Genomic DNA, 19,209 nt, shown 5'->3' on the forward strand with positions numbered 1-19,209 from the left:
TTTATCGAATAACGCGCTTTTTTCGTAATTAAGCAACATAAGAGAGGGGATTTTGTGATGGGTATTAGAATTCCCTATGTAAAGAATGAAAAAAAATTACGAAAAGGTCTTTCTGTGTTGCGCAAAAAAGAGTAAAGTTATTCACGTAGGGTACAGAGGTAAGATGTTCTATCTTTCAGACCTTTTACTTCACGTAATCGGATTTGGCTGAATATTTTAGCCGCCCCAGTCAGTTTATGACTGGGGCGTTTTTTATTGGGCGCAAGAAAATGTTTGAGGCTGGAACAGCTGTATTGAAATTGCCTCATTGCCGGATATCGCTACGCTTATCCGGACTGTGACTACTGAAATTCGAAAGGTATAAAGTAAAACAACGGGTTTGCCGCCGGATAAGGCGTACCACGTCGCCATCCGGCAATCAATAGGGATTACTCTGCGTCCTGTGTCTCTTCAACCGGGGTCAGACCACTAAACCAACTGTCCAGTTTCTGCCGTAACTTATCCACGCCCTGCTTCTTCAGCGACGAAAATGCCTCAACCTGCACATCGCCATTAAAAGCCAGTACTGCTTCACGTACCCTATTCAACTGTGCCTTGCGTGCGCCGCTGGCCAGTTTGTCCGCTTTGGTCAGCAACACCAGAACCTGAATATTGCTCTCCACGGCCCACTGGATCATCTGTTGGTCGAGATCTTTTAACGGATGGCGGATATCCATCAGAACGACCAACCCTTGCAGGCTTTGACGTTTCTCCAGATATTCCCCCAGCGCGCGTTGCCACTTACGTTTCATCTCCTCCGGGACTTCCGCGTAGCCATAGCCTGGCAGGTCGACCAGCCGTTTGCCATCTACCACTTCAAACAGGTTAATCAGTTGGGTACGGCCCGGCGTTTTAGAGGTACGCGCCAGGCTCTTTTGGTTGGTCAGAGTGTTCAGAGCGCTGGATTTACCTGCATTGGAACGGCCAGCAAAAGCCACTTCAATTCCGCTATCGGAAGGTAAATGGCGAATATCAGGCGCACTCATCACAAAATGCGTCTGTTGATAATTCAGGTTAGTCAATGTGGTCGTCTCCGTCAGTCAAAGCGTTGCCGCGATTATACCTGAACGCCAGCAAAAGGCGGATTTTTCGGCGCGCAGGCGCTGTAAGCAAAAGCCATGTACTTTGTGAGACATTGCCCATTGTATCTATGCGAGATGACAAGGTCGTGGCGACATGAGAAGTGAGTTAATACAGTTAAATCAGAAATTTATAGAAAGGTAATTGTCTGAAAAAGCGAAGTTTGCCGTGTCTGAGTCTTGTACGTTTACCCCAAAAGAGTAAAGTAGCGCATACAGCGAGGACGCTAACAGGATCAACGACTCAGGATGAGGGTCAGGAGCGCCAGGAGGCGAGGACACAGGATTGTCAGGAAGACGAACGTCCGGAGACGTTAGTAGAAGGAAATGGAAACAACATGGAATGTTTCAGGCTAAGGGAAAAACAGGGCATGTTGATAGCCAACAGGGATGGTGGAACCCGTTAAGGGTTGTGGGTCAAGAAAAAAGGCGGCAGATTACTCTGTCGCCTTTTTTCTTTGCTTGCTTTCTGCTAGATTCCGCCTCAATTCTATACTGAATAAAACGGCTTAAAAGACAGACATCATGAAAAAACCAACCCCTGCATCGCGCAGTAAAGCGTCCGGTAAACCACGCCGTAAAACGCGTGAAGAGTTAAATCAGGAAGCGCGCGACCGCAAACGCCAGAAAAAGCACCGCGGTCATGCGCCGGGAAGTCGCGCGACGGGCGGCAATACCGCCTCTGGCAGCGGTAATCAGAAACAACAAAAAGATCCACGTATTGGTAGTAAAACGCCCATTCCATTGGACGTGACGGAAAGAGTAACCCAACAGCATAAACCGAAAAGTGAGAAACCTATGCTTTCACCGCAGGCGGAGTTGGATTTATTGGAAACGGATGAGCGCCTGGATGCGCTGTTAGAACGTCTGGAAGCGGGCGAAACCCTGAGTACGGAAGAGCAATCCTGGGTGGATGCCAAACTGGATCGCATTGATGAACTGATGCAGAAACTGGGTCTTTCTTACGATGATGAGGAAGACGACGAAGAAGAGGATGAGAAGCAGGAAGATATGATGCGCCTGCTACGAGGCGGCCATTAACGGGTTTACGCTGTGGGGGTTCCCATCCTGCTTATAACCCTTCCGGTTATATGTTATCTGGCGTGGTTATTCGTTAAACTACAGCGATTGTCGCGGCGACAGAAATGGCTGCGCAGCCGGCTTTCCGTCCGTCATGGCGTAACGCTGGCACGCCGTACCCGCCAGAGACGCCATCGGAAGGAGTGAGCATGTCTGAACAGCAAATAGACTGGGATCTGGCCCTGATCCAGAAATATAACTATTCCGGGCCACGCTATACCTCGTACCCGACCGCGCTGGAATTTTCTGAAGACTTCGACGAAGTGGCCTTCCAGCAGGCGGTAGCGCGGTATCCTGACCGTCCGCTCTCGCTGTATGTGCATATCCCGTTTTGCCATAAGCTCTGCTACTTTTGTGGTTGCAATAAGATTGTCACCCGCCAGCAGCACAAAGCGGATCAGTATCTGGATGCGCTGGAAGAAGAAATCCGCCATCGCGCGCCGCTGTTTGCAGGGCGTCTTGTTAGCCAGCTTCACTGGGGCGGCGGTACGCCAACCTACCTGAATAAAGCGCAAATCAGCCGCTTAATGACACTGCTGCGCGATAATTTTCATTTTGCCGCAGACGCCGAGATCTCGATCGAGGTTGATCCGCGCGAGATTGAGTTGGATGTCCTCGATCATTTACGGGCTGAAGGTTTTAATCGCCTGAGTATGGGCGTGCAGGACTTTAACAAAGAAGTTCAGCGGCTGGTGAACCGCGAGCAGGACGAGGAATTTATTTTTGCGCTGCTCAATCATGCTCGTGAGATTGGTTTTACCTCGACCAATATCGATTTAATTTATGGCCTGCCAAAACAGACGCCGGAAAGCTTTGCTTTTACGCTGAAGCGTGTAACGGAGCTTAACCCCGACCGTTTGAGCGTCTTTAACTATGCGCATCTGCCGACGCTTTTTGCCGCTCAGCGCAAAATTAAAGATGCTGATTTACCCAGCGCGCAGCAAAAGCTGGATATCCTCCAGCAGACCATCGCCTCGCTCACCGAAGCGGGTTATCAGTTTATTGGGATGGATCACTTCGCTCGTCCGGATGATGAACTGGCCGTGGCGCAGCGTAAAGGGGTGCTACACCGTAATTTCCAGGGATATACCACTCAAGGGGATACCGATCTGCTGGGAATGGGCGTTTCCGCCATTAGCATGATTGGCGATTGTTATGCGCAGAACCAGAAAGCGCTGAAGCAGTATTATCAGCAGGTTGATGAGCAAGGAAACGCGTTGTGGCGTGGTATTGCGTTGACCCGCGACGACGGTATCCGCCGGGATGTCATTAAGTCGCTCATTTGTAACTTTCGTCTTGATTATACCGCCGTTGAGCGCCAGTGGGATTTACATTTCGCCGAGTATTTTGCCGAAGATTTGCAACTACTGTCGCCGTTAGAGAAAGACGGGCTGGTGGATGTGAACGAACAAGGAATACAAGTCACGGCGAAAGGACGATTGTTGATTCGTAATATCTGCATGTGCTTTGACGCTTACCTACGCCAGAAAGCACGAATGCAGCAGTTCTCGCGGGTGATTTAGTCATGTTGCCGTGGCGCTATCGCTTACCGGGCCTACAAATCATGGTAATCCGTAGGCCGGATAAGCGGTAGCGCCATCCGGCACACATTTAGCTGAACAGTCCAACCAGCGCCGCGCACAGTACGGCGGCGACCGCCGTTTGCGGCGTGTGGCTGTCGGCCGCTCCGCTTGAGAGCAAAGTAATAATGGATTCCAGCATAATGAAGCCCCCCGTTTGCCGGGCATGATCATACTCAACTCATCGGAACAGTAAAGCGTAAAATAGCAGCGATTTGCGCTCAATTATTAATCTTTACATAAACGGCTAAGGCTTACTCCATTCCCAACTCTTTCAGCTTTCGCGTTAGGGTATTTCGCCCCCAACCGAGCAGCCTGGCAGCTTCCTGTTTATGGCCCTGTGTATGGCGTAGCGCCGTAGTCAGCAGCGTTCTTTCCAGTTCAGACTGCACTTCAGAAAGCAGATTTTGATGACCGGATCGCAAAGCGTGGTCCGCCCATTGCGCCAGTAATGTAGCCCAACTCTCCGGCGGCAGGTGGGGCAAACTCTCCGGCGCCGAGGTTTCAAACAGTTCGCCCGGTAAATCCTGAATCAATACTTCTTGTCCGGCGGCCATCACGGTAAGCCAGCGGCAGGTATTCTCCAGTTGCCGCACATTGCCCGGCCAGGCCAGACGCGCTAACGCCGCTTCGGTTTCCGGATGTAATAATTTGGCTTCCACACCTAATTCATGGGCGGCGACCTGTAAAAAATGGCGCGCCAGGCGCGGAATATCTTCCCGACGCTCACGCAGCGGCGGGAGATGGATACGAATCACATTCAGGCGGTGGAACAAGTCTTCGCGGAATTTCCCTTCCTGAACTCGTCGTTCGAGATTCTGGTGGGTGGCGGCGATAATACGTACATCCACTTTTACCGGCGCGTAGCCGCCCACGCGGTAGAATTGCCCATCGGCCAGCACCCGTAGTAAACGTGTCTGGACATCCAGCGGCATATCGCCAATTTCGTCCAGAAACAGCGTACCGCCGTCAGCCTGCTCAAAACGCCCCTGTCGAATGGTGTTCGCCCCGGTAAAAGCGCCTTTTTCATGACCAAACAGTTCGGATTCGATCAAATCTTTTGGAATAGCCGCCATATTGAGCGCGATAAACGGCGCTGTGGCGCGTGGACTATGGCGATGTAGCGCATGGGCCACCAACTCTTTGCCGGTACCGGATTCGCCATTAATCAGGACGCTGATAGAAGAGCGGGATAAGCGGCCAATAATGCGAAAGACATCCTGCATGGCGGGCGCTTCGCCTATCATGTCAGTTGTCGGACCGTTAATTTCAATATTACGTGGTTGCTGTTGCTCCTGATAGTGGCTAATCGCGCGCTCGACCAGGGCGACGGCTTCATCAATATCAAACGGTTTAGGCAGATAATCAAACGCCCCCTGCTGATAGGCGTTCACCGCGGCATCCAGATCGGAATGTGCGGTCATAATGATGACCGGCAGCATCGGATGGCGCTGTTTAATTTGTTTTAGCAACGCCAGCCCATCCATACCCGGCATCCGAATATCCGACAGCAAAACGTCCGGCGTTTTACTGGCCAGCGCAGACAGTGCCTCACTACCATTCTCAAAGGTGGTACAGGTCAATCCAGCTCCGGCAAAGGCTCGTTCTAGCACCCAACGGATGGAGCTATCGTCATCGACGACCCAGACTATTCCTCGTTGCATAAGTACCTCTATTTCCGAATCGGCAGGTAAACCGAAAACGCGGTATGCCCCGGCCAACTGGTAAATTCAATTTTGCCGGCGTGTTGATCGATAAGATTGCGGGCGATAGATAATCCAAGGCCGGTACCACCTTCGCGGCCACTGACCATCGGATAGAACAGCGTATCCTGCAGATGAGGGGGAATACCCGGCCCGTTGTCTTCAATGTCTATACGCGCCGCCAGGCGATAGCGCTCGCCGTGCAACGTTAACTGGAAGGCAGTACGCGTTCGTAGCGTAATTTCGCCGCCTTCCGGCCCCAGAGCCTGTAAGGCGTTGCGAACAATATTGAGTAGCACCTGCTCAATTTGGTCCGGATCGTGCGGTAGCTCCGGCAGGCTGGGGTCATAATCGCGAATCAATGTCACATTATCGGGCAGTTCCATAGATACCAGCGCGACCACGCGCTCCGCGACTTTATGTATGCTCTCGGTAATGCGCATTCCCGGGTGCTGTGGCCCTAACAAACGATCGACAAGGTTACGTAGCCTGTCGGCCTGTTCAATGATGACTTTGGTATATTCCGTTAGCGCCGGGTCGGGCAGCGCCTTGCTGAGCAACTGCGCCGCACCGCGCAGGCCACCGAGCGGATTTTTGATTTCGTGCGCCAGACCGCGCACCAGATCGCGGGCGGCGATTTGCTGCGCGTGCTGCAACTGCTCCTGACTCAGACGACGCTGGTTATCCATCGGCGCCATTTCGAGCAGGATCAAATCGTCGGGCAGACGTTGGGCGGTCAAAGAAAGAATATGCGAGCGACTATCAATCACCAGCGTCACTTCGTTATCGGTAAAGCCCTGTCCTGCCGCTAAACTTTCGCGCATCAGGTCAATGTTTAACGAAAAATAGCTCAACAGTTCAGGTAACGGCGTTCCAAACAGTTTGCGTGAGCTTTGCGCGAGCAACTGCTGCGCGGCAGGGTTGGCGTAATGGATTGCCAGCGCGTCGTCGACCACCAGCACGCTGTTGATTAACGAATTAAGGATCTGCCCAGCATCGGGCTGTATGCCGCTTGCCATCCAGCAGTCTCCAGGAAAAGGTTGCACCATTTTAGTGCATTATAGCTTTTTACCACTAAAAAGCGCGTGAGATCAGATTGTTGGTGGAGAAAAAAGCCCATCCTGGGATGGGCTGAAAGTTTCCACGGCAACTCAAAAACTCCTGACGCCTTTCACGCTGCAGCTGCGTTGGCTGCCTTCGCTTACCCCAGTCACATAGCTATCTATGCTCCTGGGGATGTGCTCAGTTGCCGCCTTGCAGCAACGCGAAATTCGTCGGATTTTTAATATACGATTAAACGCTGTAGTACAGCTCAAACTCTACCGGGTGCGGCGTCATGCGAACGCGGTCATCTTCTTCGCGACGCAGCGCGATGTAAGCGTCGATCGCTTCATCCGTGAATACACCGCCGGCTTTCAGGAACTCGCGGTCCAGATCCAGCTCGTTCAGCGCCTCTTCCAGAGAACCGGCTACCTGCGGGATCTCTTTCGCTTCTTCTGGTGGCAGGTCATACAGGTTTTTGTCCATGGCTTCGCCCGGGTGGATCTTGTTTTTAATCCCGTCAAGTCCGGCCATCAGCAACGCGGCAAAGCACAGGTACGGGTTAGCCGCCGGGTCCGGGAAACGCACTTCGATACGACGCGCTTTCGGAGAGGCAACAACCGGAATACGGATAGAGGCAGAACGGTTACGGGCGGAGTAGGCCAGCATTACCGGTGCTTCGTAACCCGGGACCAGACGCTTATAGGAGTTGGTGGTCGGGTTTGCCAGGGCGTTAATCGCTTTCGCGTGTTTGATGACGCCGCCGATGTAGTACAGCGCTTGTTCAGACAGACCAGCATATTTATCGCCGGAGAACAGGTTTACGCCATTTTTGGACAAGGACATGTGGCAGTGCATACCGGAACCGTTATCGCCGAACATCGGTTTTGGCATAAAGGTTGCGGTTTTCCCGAAACGGTGAGCGACGTTGTGTACCACATATTTATAGATCTGAATTTCGTCCGCTTTTTTGGTCATGGTGTTGAAGCGGGTTGCCACTTCGTTCTGACCTGCAGTGGCGACTTCGTGGTGGTGGGCTTCTACCACCAGACCCATCTGCTCCATGACCAGACACATTTCAGAGCGGATATCTTGCGCGGAGTCAACCGGCGGAACCGGGAAATAACCCCCTTTCACTGCAGGGCGGTGACCTTTGTTACCACCTTCGTATTTAGTCGATGAGTTCCAGGCGCCTTCAATATCGTCAATGGCCACGTGAGAACCGGAAATGGAGGTGCCGAAGCGGATGTCGTCAAACAGGAAAAATTCTGGTTCTGGCCCGAACAGAACGGTATCGGCAATGCCGGTAGCACGCAGGTAATCTTCTGCGCGCTTGGCGATAGAACGCGGGTCACGATCATAACCTTGCAGGGTGCCCGGTTCGAGGATATCACAACGAATGATCAGGGTAGAGTCGGCGAAGAACGGGTCGATAACTGCCGTGGAAGCATCCGGCATCAGAACCATGTCAGACTCGTTAATGCCTTTCCAGCCGCCGATAGAGGAGCCGTCAAACATTTTGCCTTCTTCAAAGAATTCGGCATTTACCTGATGAGCAGGGATGGTGACATGCTGTTCTTTGCCTTTGGTATCGGTGAAGCGCAGATCGACAAACTTCACTTCATGTTCGTTCAGCATCGTCAAAACGTGTTCAGCGGACATACTTGTACTCTCCCGGATTGGTCATGGTCGGTCGTCGTGGTAACGAGATCTTCAATTCTGCTGGCCGTGTCGCCGTAAAAATATAAAGCGAAATTTGTGCCAACTTTCACATTGCCCCCAAAAGGCGTTATCATGCGCACCATCGTGCAAAAGGGCTGCACCACGGTGACTATGTTGCACCAAAATAGTGCCTTAATGTGAACATTAAGCACCACATTGGTGCAATAGAACGCAAGCCACCCTTTTAACGCTCCGTGAAAGCGATCACAAACAGACTCTGCAATACTTGTTTGCGGAGGATGTTTGTGATCCTGTTTTGTAGTGCGATTAATCCGTGTACAATAACGCGCTATTTCTAATGCCTGAGGCAAAGTTGTGATCGAAAATTTGCGTAACATCGCCATCATCGCGCACGTTGACCATGGTAAAACTACCCTGGTTGATAAGCTGCTGCAGCAATCCGGTACGTTCGACTCTCGTGCCGAAACTCAAGAGCGAGTGATGGACTCCAACGATTTGGAGAAAGAGCGTGGTATTACTATCCTCGCTAAAAACACCGCTATTAAATGGAATGATTACCGTATCAACATCGTTGATACTCCCGGGCACGCTGACTTCGGTGGTGAAGTAGAGCGCGTCATGTCCATGGTTGACTCTGTGCTGCTGGTGGTTGATGCATTTGACGGCCCAATGCCGCAAACGCGCTTCGTGACCAAAAAAGCCTTTGCTCATGGCCTGAAACCGATTGTGGTTATTAACAAAGTTGACCGTCCTGGCGCGCGTCCGGACTGGGTTGTCGACCAGGTATTTGACCTGTTTGTTAACCTCGACGCGACCGACGAACAGCTGGACTTCCCGATCATCTACGCTTCCGCGCTGAATGGTATCGCGGGTCTGGACCACGAAGATATGGCCGAAGACATGACCCCGCTGTATCAGGCGATTGTTGATCATGTTCCGGCACCGGACGTTGACCTCGATGGTCCGTTCCAGATGCAGATCTCTCAGCTTGACTACAACAACTACGTTGGCGTTATCGGCATTGGCCGCATCAAACGCGGTAAAGTTAAGCCGAACCAGCAGGTTACTATCATTGATAGCGAAGGGAAAACCCGTAACGCCAAAGTCGGTAAAGTACTGACGCATTTGGGCCTGGAGCGTATCGACAGCGATCTGGCGGAGGCGGGCGATATCATCGCGATCACCGGTCTGGGTGAACTGAACATCTCCGACACTATCTGCGACCCGCAGAACGTTGAAGCGCTGCCGGCGCTGTCCGTTGATGAGCCGACCGTGTCTATGTTCTTCTGCGTTAACACCTCGCCGTTCTGCGGTAAAGAAGGCAAGTTTGTGACTTCTCGTCAGATTCTTGACCGTCTGAACAAAGAGCTGGTACATAACGTTGCACTGCGCGTTGAAGAAACGGAAGATGCCGATGCGTTCCGTGTATCTGGCCGTGGTGAACTGCACCTGTCCGTATTGATTGAAAATATGCGTCGTGAAGGTTTCGAACTGGCGGTTTCCCGTCCGAAAGTTATCTTCCGCGAAATCGACGGTCGTAAACAAGAGCCGTACGAAAACGTAACGCTGGACGTTGAAGAGCAGCATCAAGGGTCTGTGATGCAGGCGCTGGGCGAGCGTAAAGGCGACCTGAAAAACATGAATCCGGACGGTAAAGGCCGCGTACGTCTCGACTACGTGATCCCAAGCCGTGGGCTTATTGGTTTCCGCTCAGAATTCATGACCATGACTTCTGGTACGGGTCTGCTGTACTCCACCTTCAGCCATTACGACGATATCCGTCCGGGCGAAGTAGGTCAGCGCCAAAATGGCGTACTGATCTCCAACGGTCAGGGTAAAGCGGTGGCGTTTGCGCTGTTCGGTCTACAGGATCGCGGTAAACTGTTCCTCGGTCATGGCGCGGAAGTTTACGAAGGCCAGATTATCGGCATTCATAGCCGTTCTAACGACCTGACGGTAAACTGCCTGACCGGTAAGAAACTGACCAACATGCGTGCATCTGGTACGGATGAAGCGGTGATTCTGGTTCCGCCAATTAAAATGAGTCTTGAGCAAGCGCTGGAGTTCATTGACGACGACGAACTGGTAGAAGTCACACCACAATCTATCCGCATTCGTAAGCGTCACCTGACGGAAAACGATCGCCGTCGCGCGAATCGTAGTGCGAAAGAAGAGTAATACGAGTTCCTCGTAGGCCGGATAAGGCATAAGCCTTCATCCGGCACATAAAAGCCGCTGATTCCCAGCGGCTTTTTTATCAGAAGAAATACTTCGCCCCGATACGGATCTGGTTTTGTTCCCGATGATAGGGTTCCACATTACGATCTAACCAGCGCAGTTCCAGGTAGGGTAACCAGTGCTCATTAATACGATAGCGAAAGGTATTAGTAATTTCCCAGTGCTGTTTAGTACCATTGCTGCTATTAAAATCATTAACGTTATAAAAATAGTGTGGTTCAAAAGTATAAGAAAATTTATCGGTAATAGTAAAATTCCAGTAATTGCCAATTTCATAACTATCGTTATTATCTAATTCACCATTTAAATCAGTAGAGCTGTAATTATTATGATTATAACGGTTACGTATCGTCAGATTAAACCACGGGGTGAATTTATAATTGACGTCCAGATATACGGCGCCGCCAGAACCGATACTTTTATCATTAATCAGGCCACCGGGCTGAATGGTTAATCGTTCTGTCGGTTTAAATAAGGGATACCAGCCCTCGATCTCATTATAACCGTGCTTTAATTCATCATCGCGCTGTAGCGTATAAGTATTCGTCAGCATAATTCCAGCTCCCATATCAGAGTTATAGCCGACACGCAGCATGAATTCCATTTGGTCGGACGCCAGGTTATAAGCCTCACGGTTTTCTACATAAGCGCCAGCAAAAACAGAAGTGGATATTACAGAGGTTAAGATCACTATCGTATTCAAAGATTTCATAATAAATCCATTTTTTAAATGTAGGGAGGCCGCCATCCATCGGGATGGATAAAGCGGCAAGTATTGTTTAATTATTTACAGTAGAAATACTTTGTTTATTATTAGTCGCGACAGTCTGGTTTCCTGTTTTTTTTCTTTGAGTAATTTCCTCGATAATAAAAGCGAAACGTTGTTCATTGAGCTTATAAAAAAAGCCCATCGTTAGTGCTGCGATAATGGCAAGACCGCAAGGCCATAAAAAAATCAGCTGACGCAAACCAAGCAACGTGGCGTTACTTTGCGCTATGTTGGGGATATAACCGATTTGCGTCAGCATAATACCTGGCAGGAAGCCAGCAAGTGCAGCGGAAATTTTGCGGGAAAAAGTATAGCCGGTATAAACCGAACCTTCAGCACGGACGCCCGTTTTCCATTCGCCGTAATCCACTGTGTCCGGTACCAGCGCCCAGTTCAGACTGTTGACGAAGGCGGTACCGAAAAAGGCCATACAGGAGAAAATAACAAACAGAAATGACGTTCCACCCCAGATAAAATTCAGGATATCGCCTATCGCCCATAGCATCAGACCGCCGAGATAAACCTGCTTTTTGCCAAAACGCTTTACGGCGGCAGGTACTAATAAGACGCCAATCAGAATACACCCCATACTGAAAAAACCCATCCATGACAGCAAATGAATATCGTTGAGCACGTACTGGGTGTAATAAACCTGAATAGCCAGCTTGATATTAAAAGCGGCCAGCGTACACAGGTTGGCGACGCAGAGCACCAGCAAGGGCGGATTACGAAAAATGGCGTAGAATGATTTTAATATGCTGGGTTTATGCGTATCTGGCACGATATCAATATAACGTTCCTTCACGCCACTAAAGCACCACCACATGCTGAATAGCCCGCACACTGAGAAAATCACGGCGGCGATAAGATAGCCTGTCGCAGGAGATTGCGCGAACAGCGCCTGAATCGGCATAAAACCCACGGTGCAAAGCAGCAGGCCAATAGTGGCGCCGCCTTGACGCCATGCGGCAAGTTGCGCCCGCTCATGCGGGTTTTTAGTTATGGCGGGCACCATGGCGCCGTATGAGCAGTTCATCAGGCTGTAGAACAGGCCAAACAGCATAAACAAGACCGTCGCGAATGCGGTTTTAACGGGTAAGGTAAAATGAGTAGCAAAAAATTGTGCCGTCGCCACCAGGGCTACCGGAAATGACGCATACAGAATAAAAGGACGGAATTTCCCCTTTGCGCCAATATGGCGACGGGAATCGAGCAATACGCCGGTCAGCATATCGGTAAAGGCGGTGAAGAACTTCGCCACCAGAAAGATTATCCCGCCATAGTACGCAGGCATTCCTAATTCATCGGTATAAAACTTAAGTAGATACAGTGTACCGATACACAGCATCAGGTTTGAGCCAAAGTCGCCCATGCCATAGGCACATTTTTCCCGCAGGCTTAGCTTTAGCATTAGCGGATCATGATTAGACATAATCGCCTCTCAAAACGCCCCGCAGGGCGTTGTATTTGATTGGTGTTAAACCGTATGTTTTCGGGCCTCAATCTCTTCCACAATTCGCACGTACATTTTCTCGTTGAGATTGTAGAAACAGCCCATCGCAATAATGGTGATGACCGCCAAAGCGCACGGATAGATGAAGATCAGCTGGCGTAGGCCTTCGACGGTGTCCGCCGATTGCACCACATTTGGCACGTAGCCAATTTGCGTCAGCATCCAGCCTGGGAAGAACCCTGCCAGCGCCTGGGAGACCTTACGGAAGAAGGTGAAGCCCGTATAAACGGTTCCTTCCGAGCGGACGCCGGTACGCCATTCGCCATATTCCACCGTGTCGGAGACCAGCGCCCAGTTCAGGCTGTTGACGAAGGCGGAACCGAAGAACGCCAGGCAGGAGAAGGCGACAAAACTGACCGAGCCGCCACCGAAGAAGTAGTTGAGCAGATCGCCCGCTACCCATATTAACAGTCCGCCGATGTAGACTTTTTTCTTGCCGAAACGTCTTACTGCGCCGGGCATCAGGAACACGCCGATAAAAATGCAGCCCATGCTGAAGAAACCCATCCACGAGAGCAGGATCGGGTCGTTCAGTACGTACTGGGTGTAGTAAACCTGAATTGCCAGTTTGACGTTAAACGCGCCTAGCGTGCAAAGGTTAGCGACACAGAGAATAAACAGCGGACGGTTACCGGCGATAGCGCGGAATGACTGTAATAATCCGGGCTTTTGCGCGTTATTGACAGGTTTTACTTCGACATAGCGTTCTTTTACCCCGGCATAGCACAGCCACATAAACAGCAGGCCAAACAGTGAAAACAGCGTAGCGGCGAAGATATAGCTGAGTTGCGCGTTGCCTTCGATCAGGTTCATCACTGGCACAAAACCGACGGTACACAGCAGCAGGCCGAGGGTGGCGCCGCCCTGACGCCAGGCGGCAAGCGAGGCGCGTTCGTCCGGATTTTTGGTAATGGCAGGCACCATCGCGCCGTATGAGCAGTTCATCATGCTGAAGAACAGGCCGTACAGCATAAACAGGACAGTTGCCATCACCGTTTTGCCGGTAATTTCAAACGGTGTACCGACGAAGTTAGCGATGGCAAGCAACGTTACCGGGAAGGCGGCATAAAGAACAAAAGGTCGGAATTTACCTTTTGGACCAATTTTGCGCCGCGAGTCGAGCATAATACCGGTCCCCATATCGGTAAATGCGGTGAAAAATTTGGCGATAAGGAAAATGATCCCACCGTAGGTGCCCGGTAAACCAAGCACATCGGTATAAAATTTGAGTAAATAGAGGGTTCCGATATCTAACAGGATATTGGAACCTAAATCTCCCATCCCATAGGCAAGCTTTTCTTTAAACGGCAAGCGTAGGGTTGCCGGATTCGATGATGTTTGACTCATTATTCTTCTCCATCTGCCCGCAGGTTTCCCTGCGGGCGAGCCGTATTAGATATTCCGTAAAGAAGCAAAAAGTGCAGCCCACTCGCTTTGTGCGCGATAGAAGACGGGGGGGTTGCCAATCGGCGCATCTATCGTTATTTCGCCGCCGCGACAGGTTTCGCCGGTCCAGATGTTGATCCAGCTATCCTCTGGCAGATAGAGCGTCCAGTCGTGGCGTCCTTGTTCGTGAACCGGGGCGACCAGCAGGTCACGCCCCAGCAGATATTGATATTTCAGGGAGTAGGTTGCGGCATCGTTCTCGTAGTGCAGGAATAGCGGACGCATGACCGGCAGACCGGTAGCCGCGTTTTGCGCCACCGCCTGCTTGAGATACGGTTTCAGGGTGGTAAAGACGGTGGTCATGCGGGCAAAGTGAGCGATGGTTTCCGCGTCGCCGTCGAACTGCCAGTTATCCCCGGGGCGGTTACCTTCATGGGTGCGCATCATCGGCGTAAAGGCGCTAAAATCGCACCAGCGCAGCAGCAACTCCTTGCTGCGTTTCATGTCAAACAGGGTGGTGTAGCCGCCGATATCGCTGTGATGCAGACCATGGCCGGTCATCGCCAGCGACAATGCCGCCGGGACGACGGAGGCCAGTCCATCGTCGAGGCTCCAGTCCACGTTCTGGTCACCCGCCCACATCATGGTGGAGTATTTCTGGCTACCGGTGTAACCGGCGCGCATAAAGAACAGGAGTTCCCCGAGTTTGCCCGTTTCCTGGAGCGCCTCGTAGTTGCATTTGGCCCACAGCGCAGGCCAGGCGTTATGCATGATTTCGGCGCTGACGCCGTTGTGCAGGTACGTATCGGTCGGCAGATATTCGCCAAAGTCAGCCATCCAGCCGCCGCAGCCAAGCTCAATCATGTTTTTCTTGATAACGTCTTTGAACCAGTCGTAGGCTTCGGGATTAGTCAGATCAACCACGCCGCCATAGAATTCGCCAAACTCGACCAAATAGTCGCCACCCGAGGCGTCTTTTGCCAGATAGCCACGCGCCGCCGCCTCGGCGCAGAGGTCTTTATCACTGGCGACGTATGGGTTGATATAAGAGAGGAACTGTACGCCTTCTTCTTTCCATTGTTTGATACGGCTATCCAGTTGCGGATAGTTGTCGCTATTCCACTTCCAGTTCCACATCACGCGCTTACCAAAGGAGGTCATGCGAATGCCGGACCAGTCCTGCGCCCAGATGCCGTTGACCTTCACGCCTGCCTTGCGCATGGTATCCAGTTTTTGCTGGCACACCTCAGTACCGCCCTGAATTCCCAGCGTGACGCCGTCGTAAACCCAGTCCGGCAGTTCCGGCTGGCGACCTAACAGCGCCGTCAGTTTTTCCAGCAGGGCGATGTAGGTGTCGGCACACTCAAAACGCAGCGTAGTTTTATCTTCCCACAGCGCCAGTTCGTGATACTCCGGCGCGCTGAAGTCGAAATTCATATAGCAGCTATTATCGACGTGGCAGTAATATTTTTGCGTACTGACAAACGTTGGCTGCGGGAAGAAAGTCCAGTAATAGTCGCCGCCGGCGTTCTCTTTACAGTCGGCCTGCCAGGTGACATAGCTGTTTTTGTTACGACCCACGCCCTGTTCGCTGGTCCACAGTGGGAATGGCTTGCCGCGCAAATCGAAATACGAGAACTGTTCACCGCAGCCATAGATATGGTCGTCTGGATTAGCCGCCAGGCGTAACCAGATACGGTTGTGGTGCAGGTCGTCGTTTTGCAGATCCAGCGTCAGGCGTCCCGTCTCATCGGCGGAGATGCGAAGGGTGGCGCTAATTGTTGCGCCACGGCTGAATTGTACCAGCCAGCCGTCGGGCAACTCGCTGACCGTCGCCTCCGTTAACGCAATCTTCTCGTTAAGTTTATCTTTGATACTGAAGTTGCCGCGGAACATATCAATGTCGGCAACGCCTGCGCCAATCCACAGACAAGGGGTCTCGGCGCTGTGGCGTAAAATCAGACGTTGTTGATATGTTAGCGAAAAACCATCCTGACATGGCGTTAGCGCAAAATCGGTTGGCCGTTGTAGTAGAGAATTCATTCTGGTCTCCGTGAATGTAGGGTAAGTCGGTAATTCGTTCGGACTATTCACTGCCGATGGAAAAATGCATTTGATGGGTATCTCCGGGGGCAAGGTGAATGAGATCGATGCCGGAATTAAAAGCATCGGGCGGGCAACTCATGGGTTCTACTGCGAGACCTTTTCGGCTGAGTTTTTCGCCGGTATAGATCTGCAACCATGGCTGGTTGCTACGTAAAAATGTGGACATGTTTTGTGTCGGGCTGGCCAGCCTGACTTCCCACTCAGCCGGGATAGTCGGGGTCTTAACCGCATGATCAAGCCGCGTTTCGCCAATTGAGCATGATGTGGAAAAGTCCAGCCCTGCGGGCAATTCTTCGCTTGCCGGCAGCGTTAATACGCAGCTATCGATGCTTTGCAGATTGCAAGTCAAATAAGGATGCGCGCCCGCGCCATAAGGGGCTGATTCATCGCCAATGTTTTGCGTACGAATCACTATATGCAGCCCACTGGCGGCATCTAACCGATAAATCACTTCCGATATCAACGCAAAGGGATAACCGTAAGAGGGCGGCAGAAAAATCGTTAGCGACGCTTCCGTCGCCGACTGATAACGAATCTGCCAGTCTCGCCAGGCTAACAGACCGTGAATGGCGGTCTGCGAAACCGGGTCGTTAATGGCAAGCTGGAAAACCTTGCCGTTATAGGCGTAGCAGCCATTTGTCACGCGATTGGGCCAGGGAATCAATACTTTTCCCAGATGCGCCATGGGTATTTCTTCCGGTTTATGCGGGATGACCACATGACGCCCATGATGGGTCAGTTCCGCCAGACCTGCGCCAACCGTGACAATTTTCGCCTGGTAATGGCCTGCATTAAGCTGAATCGTTTTTCCACCGCTGTGCATGGCTGCCATCCTCATGATCTATTTCGCGTTGATATCCAGAAGACCCGCCGCGACCGCTGGAGCCAGGCCAGGCGCCAGTGGCAGACGAGGAATGACCAGACAGTGCAGCAAGTGATAAATATCTTGCTTGCCGTCCCACACTTTGGTGGTCACTTTGTTATCGGCGTCCAGCTCTTGCCACCAGGAACCATTTTCATAGTCCATCAGGTATTTAATGCAGTAGTTCCACCATCTTTGGTACCACTCCTCATACTGGCTATCGCCCGTCAGGGTGTAGAGGGCGTAGGCTGTACCCATCGCTTCTACAATCGGCCAGCGTACGCGTTCACGCACGATAGGTTTACCGTCCCAGCCGACCGAGTAGACAAAGCCGTCTGCGCCATCCGGCGCCCAGGCGTCGCGAAGGGTGGCGTGGAACAGACCTTTCGCGTCCTCCAACAGCCAGGCGGGCGGCGTTTCGAAACGTGCTTCGAGAGCAGCATGGAGATGAAGCATCAGACGGCCCCACTCGATCCAGTGTCCCGGCGTGCCGCCATAGGCGCGGAAACGATGGGCCGGGTTGTCTTTGTTGTAATCGCGGACAGGATTCCACTGTGAATCGAAATGTTCGTTGACACGGTAATCACCGCTACGCGCCACATCATGAATAATCACTGATGTGATACGCAGCGCGCGGTCAAGCCATTTACGGTCATGGGTGACGTCATAAACGATCAGAAATGCTTCGACGGCGTGCATATTGGCGTTGCCGCCGCGGTAGTCTTCGGTTTTGCTGAACGCTTCATCCCAGGACTCCAGGCACATTTGCTCTTCTTCGCTCCAGAAGTATTTCTCAATCACTTCTATGGTGTAATCGAGCAGTTTTCTGGCTTCCGGATGGCCGGTAGTGACGGCGCTGGCCGCGCCCAGCAGGGCGAAGAAATGTTGGTAACCCTGTTTAGAGGCGTCCACAACGCCCTGATCGCTAACGCAGGCATACCAGCCACCGTATTTTTTATCGCGCAGTGCGCCGTTCATGGCTTTGATGCCGTGATCAACCAGGTCGTAAGCGCCTGGGCGACCCATATTGGCTGCGACAGAATAGACGTGCAGCATACGGGCCGTGATCCATAGATGGGTACCCATCTCTTCTTTAATCTGCCCTTTATTCCCCAGCCAGCCAAAGCCGGTTGGTACAACAGCACCCTTGCCAAAATTGAAAATGCGGTCGGTTTCCTGCTCCAGCCAACGGTTGTGGCTCAACGTGTTAAACCATTTCATTTTTCTGCCCTCGTATTAACGACGTTTCGCCATCATTTCATCGACAATCTCGCCCAGACGCTGCAGCTTAGGCGCGGAAACGTCGCGCAGCATCAGTTCGGTATCAGGTAGCCCCACCACAGATGACCAGACTGCTCGCCCGGCCAGGAAGCCAGATGCTCCTGCTGTCATTGCTACCTGAACGGCGCGTGGGAACAGCTTTTCGTCAACGCCGGAAGAGAGAATGACCCACGGCATATTGATATGTGCATTCAGGCGCTGTGAGGCGGTAAGAAGATCAGACTGCGTGCCTTTACCGTAGAGCGGCATTTCAACTTTGTAGAGGTCGGCGCCGCTGTCGCCCAGCTCTTTGGCCGCATTGATAATCGCCTGCTCGCGATCGAACTTGTCGCCCCGGCGTGGCGGACGTACAACCGGTTCGATAATGCTCAGCAAACCATTGGAGTGGCATAATTCATTGAATTCTTTAACCATATCCAGACGCTGCTGCGCGTCTTCGTCGCAGCGCCACAGTACCAACAGTTTTAAGGCCTTCGCACCATCCTGTTTTACCGCCTGTGCATTAATTTTTTTATCGATGACCACGCTATCGACAGGAATACCGTTGCCCGGAATGAAATCATCGGCTGCGACGATCATGGCGCAGCTTTTGGCAACCGCGTTTTGCTCCACGGCCTGGTGATAACAGAACTGCTGATCCAGCAAAATGGCAGAAGCATACGGAGAGAGAATTTTCGCCGCATTCACTTTGAAATCCGTTAGCACACTATCGGCAACGGGTGTTTTCGCACCAGCAGCAGCAAACATTAAACGCATTGCCTCACGCTGATCGACAGCCAGCATGGCAAATCCGCCAGACGCTCGCGTAATGTCTTTGATGGTGTAGTTGTTCATTCAATTTTCCTTTAT

17 protein-coding genes are annotated in these 19,209 nt (G+C 51.8%); 5 read left to right on the plus strand and 12 right to left on the minus strand.

Annotated features, from left to right (window positions below; translation table 11 throughout):
• Positions 1-163 precede the first annotated feature (163 nt).
• Positions 164-211, plus strand: coding sequence for a spot 42 RNA, inhibition of DNA synthesis (locus tag SBG_RS23585; protein ID WP_071892919.1), 48 nt, complete (start codon positions 164-166; stop codon positions 209-211).
• A 217-nt stretch (positions 212-428) separates the two neighbouring features.
• Here the strand turns inward: SBG_RS23585 and yihA are convergent, their stop codons facing one another.
• Positions 429-1,061 carry a ribosome biogenesis GTP-binding protein YihA/YsxC gene (yihA, locus tag SBG_RS18390; protein ID WP_000183334.1) on the minus strand — a complete coding sequence of 211 codons (633 nt, stop codon included), beginning with the start codon at positions 1,059-1,061 and terminating at the stop codon, positions 429-431.
• 230 nt (positions 1,062-1,291) lie between these two features.
• Here yihA and SBG_RS18395 point away from each other — a divergent pair, with 230 nt between their 5' ends.
• The 3 genes from SBG_RS18395 to hemN all read left to right on the plus strand — a co-directional run bounded on the left by SBG_RS18395 (position 1,292) and on the right by hemN (position 3,721).
• Positions 1,292-1,525, plus strand: coding sequence for a hypothetical protein (locus tag SBG_RS18395; RefSeq protein WP_077909630.1), 234 nt, complete (start codon positions 1,292-1,294; stop codon positions 1,523-1,525).
• Between the two features lie 118 nt (positions 1,526-1,643).
• A complete protein-coding gene (yihI, locus tag SBG_RS18400) occupies positions 1,644-2,159 on the plus strand; it encodes a Der GTPase-activating protein YihI (RefSeq protein WP_000743286.1) in 516 nt (171 codons plus the stop codon).
• A gap of 188 nt (positions 2,160-2,347) precedes the next feature.
• Positions 2,348-3,721, plus strand: coding sequence for an oxygen-independent coproporphyrinogen III oxidase (gene hemN / locus SBG_RS18405; protein ID WP_000003514.1), 1,374 nt, complete (start codon positions 2,348-2,350; stop codon positions 3,719-3,721).
• Between the two features lie 88 nt (positions 3,722-3,809).
• On the opposite strand, the gene SBG_RS22235 is transcribed toward hemN, so the two are convergent.
• The 4 genes from SBG_RS22235 to glnA all read right to left on the minus strand — a co-directional run bounded on the left by SBG_RS22235 (position 3,810) and on the right by glnA (position 8,184).
• Positions 3,810-3,920, minus strand: a complete 111-nt coding sequence (locus SBG_RS22235; RefSeq protein ID WP_000893995.1) for a YshB family small membrane protein — start codon at positions 3,918-3,920, stop codon at positions 3,810-3,812.
• 112 nt (positions 3,921-4,032) lie between these two features.
• A complete protein-coding gene (glnG, locus tag SBG_RS18410) occupies positions 4,033-5,442 on the minus strand; it encodes a nitrogen regulation protein NR(I) (RefSeq protein WP_001188772.1) in 1,410 nt (469 codons plus the stop codon).
• Positions 5,443-5,450: 8 nt separating this feature from the next.
• The gene (glnL, locus tag SBG_RS18415) at positions 5,451-6,500 is read right to left on the minus strand and encodes a nitrogen regulation protein NR(II) (protein WP_000146198.1); all 1,050 of its coding nucleotides are present in this window, start codon (positions 6,498-6,500) and stop codon (positions 5,451-5,453) included.
• A gap of 274 nt (positions 6,501-6,774) precedes the next feature.
• Complete coding sequence (glnA, locus tag SBG_RS18420) at positions 6,775-8,184, minus strand: glutamate--ammonia ligase (RefSeq protein ID WP_001271701.1); 1,410 nt, start codon at positions 8,182-8,184, stop codon at positions 6,775-6,777.
• A 375-nt stretch (positions 8,185-8,559) separates the two neighbouring features.
• Between glnA and typA the strand changes: the two genes are divergently transcribed.
• Complete coding sequence (typA, locus tag SBG_RS18425; RefSeq protein WP_000572068.1) at positions 8,560-10,383, plus strand: ribosome-dependent GTPase TypA; 1,824 nt, start codon at positions 8,560-8,562, stop codon at positions 10,381-10,383.
• Positions 10,384-10,462: 79 nt separating this feature from the next.
• Here typA and ompL read toward each other — a convergent pair whose 3' ends face one another.
• The 7 genes from ompL to yihT all read right to left on the minus strand — a co-directional run bounded on the left by ompL (position 10,463) and on the right by yihT (position 19,194).
• A complete protein-coding gene (gene ompL, locus SBG_RS18430; RefSeq protein WP_000838820.1) occupies positions 10,463-11,155 on the minus strand; it encodes a porin OmpL in 693 nt (230 codons plus the stop codon).
• A 67-nt stretch (positions 11,156-11,222) separates the two neighbouring features.
• A complete protein-coding gene (locus SBG_RS18435; RefSeq protein WP_000064880.1) occupies positions 11,223-12,644 on the minus strand; it encodes an MFS transporter in 1,422 nt (473 codons plus the stop codon).
• Positions 12,645-12,689: 45 nt separating this feature from the next.
• Entirely contained in the window at positions 12,690-14,072 is a 1,383-nt protein-coding gene (locus tag SBG_RS18440; protein ID WP_000084254.1) for an MFS transporter, read from the minus strand.
• Between the two features lie 45 nt (positions 14,073-14,117).
• Entirely contained in the window at positions 14,118-16,154 is a 2,037-nt protein-coding gene (locus SBG_RS18445; RefSeq protein ID WP_001086850.1) for an alpha-glucosidase, read from the minus strand.
• A 43-nt stretch (positions 16,155-16,197) separates the two neighbouring features.
• The gene (locus tag SBG_RS18450) at positions 16,198-17,055 is read right to left on the minus strand and encodes an aldose-1-epimerase (protein WP_015703083.1); all 858 of its coding nucleotides are present in this window, start codon (positions 17,053-17,055) and stop codon (positions 16,198-16,200) included.
• A gap of 3 nt (positions 17,056-17,058) precedes the next feature.
• A complete protein-coding gene (gene yihS / locus SBG_RS18455) occupies positions 17,059-18,300 on the minus strand; it encodes a sulfoquinovose isomerase (RefSeq protein ID WP_000870929.1) in 1,242 nt (413 codons plus the stop codon).
• Between the two features lie 15 nt (positions 18,301-18,315).
• Positions 18,316-19,194, minus strand: coding sequence for a sulfofructosephosphate aldolase (gene yihT / locus SBG_RS18460; protein ID WP_001067406.1), 879 nt, complete (start codon positions 19,192-19,194; stop codon positions 18,316-18,318).
• Positions 19,195-19,209: the final 15 nt, after the last annotated feature.

The organism is Salmonella bongori NCTC 12419 (genome assembly GCF_000252995.1).
Lineage (GTDB): Bacteria > Pseudomonadota > Gammaproteobacteria > Enterobacterales > Enterobacteriaceae > Salmonella > Salmonella bongori.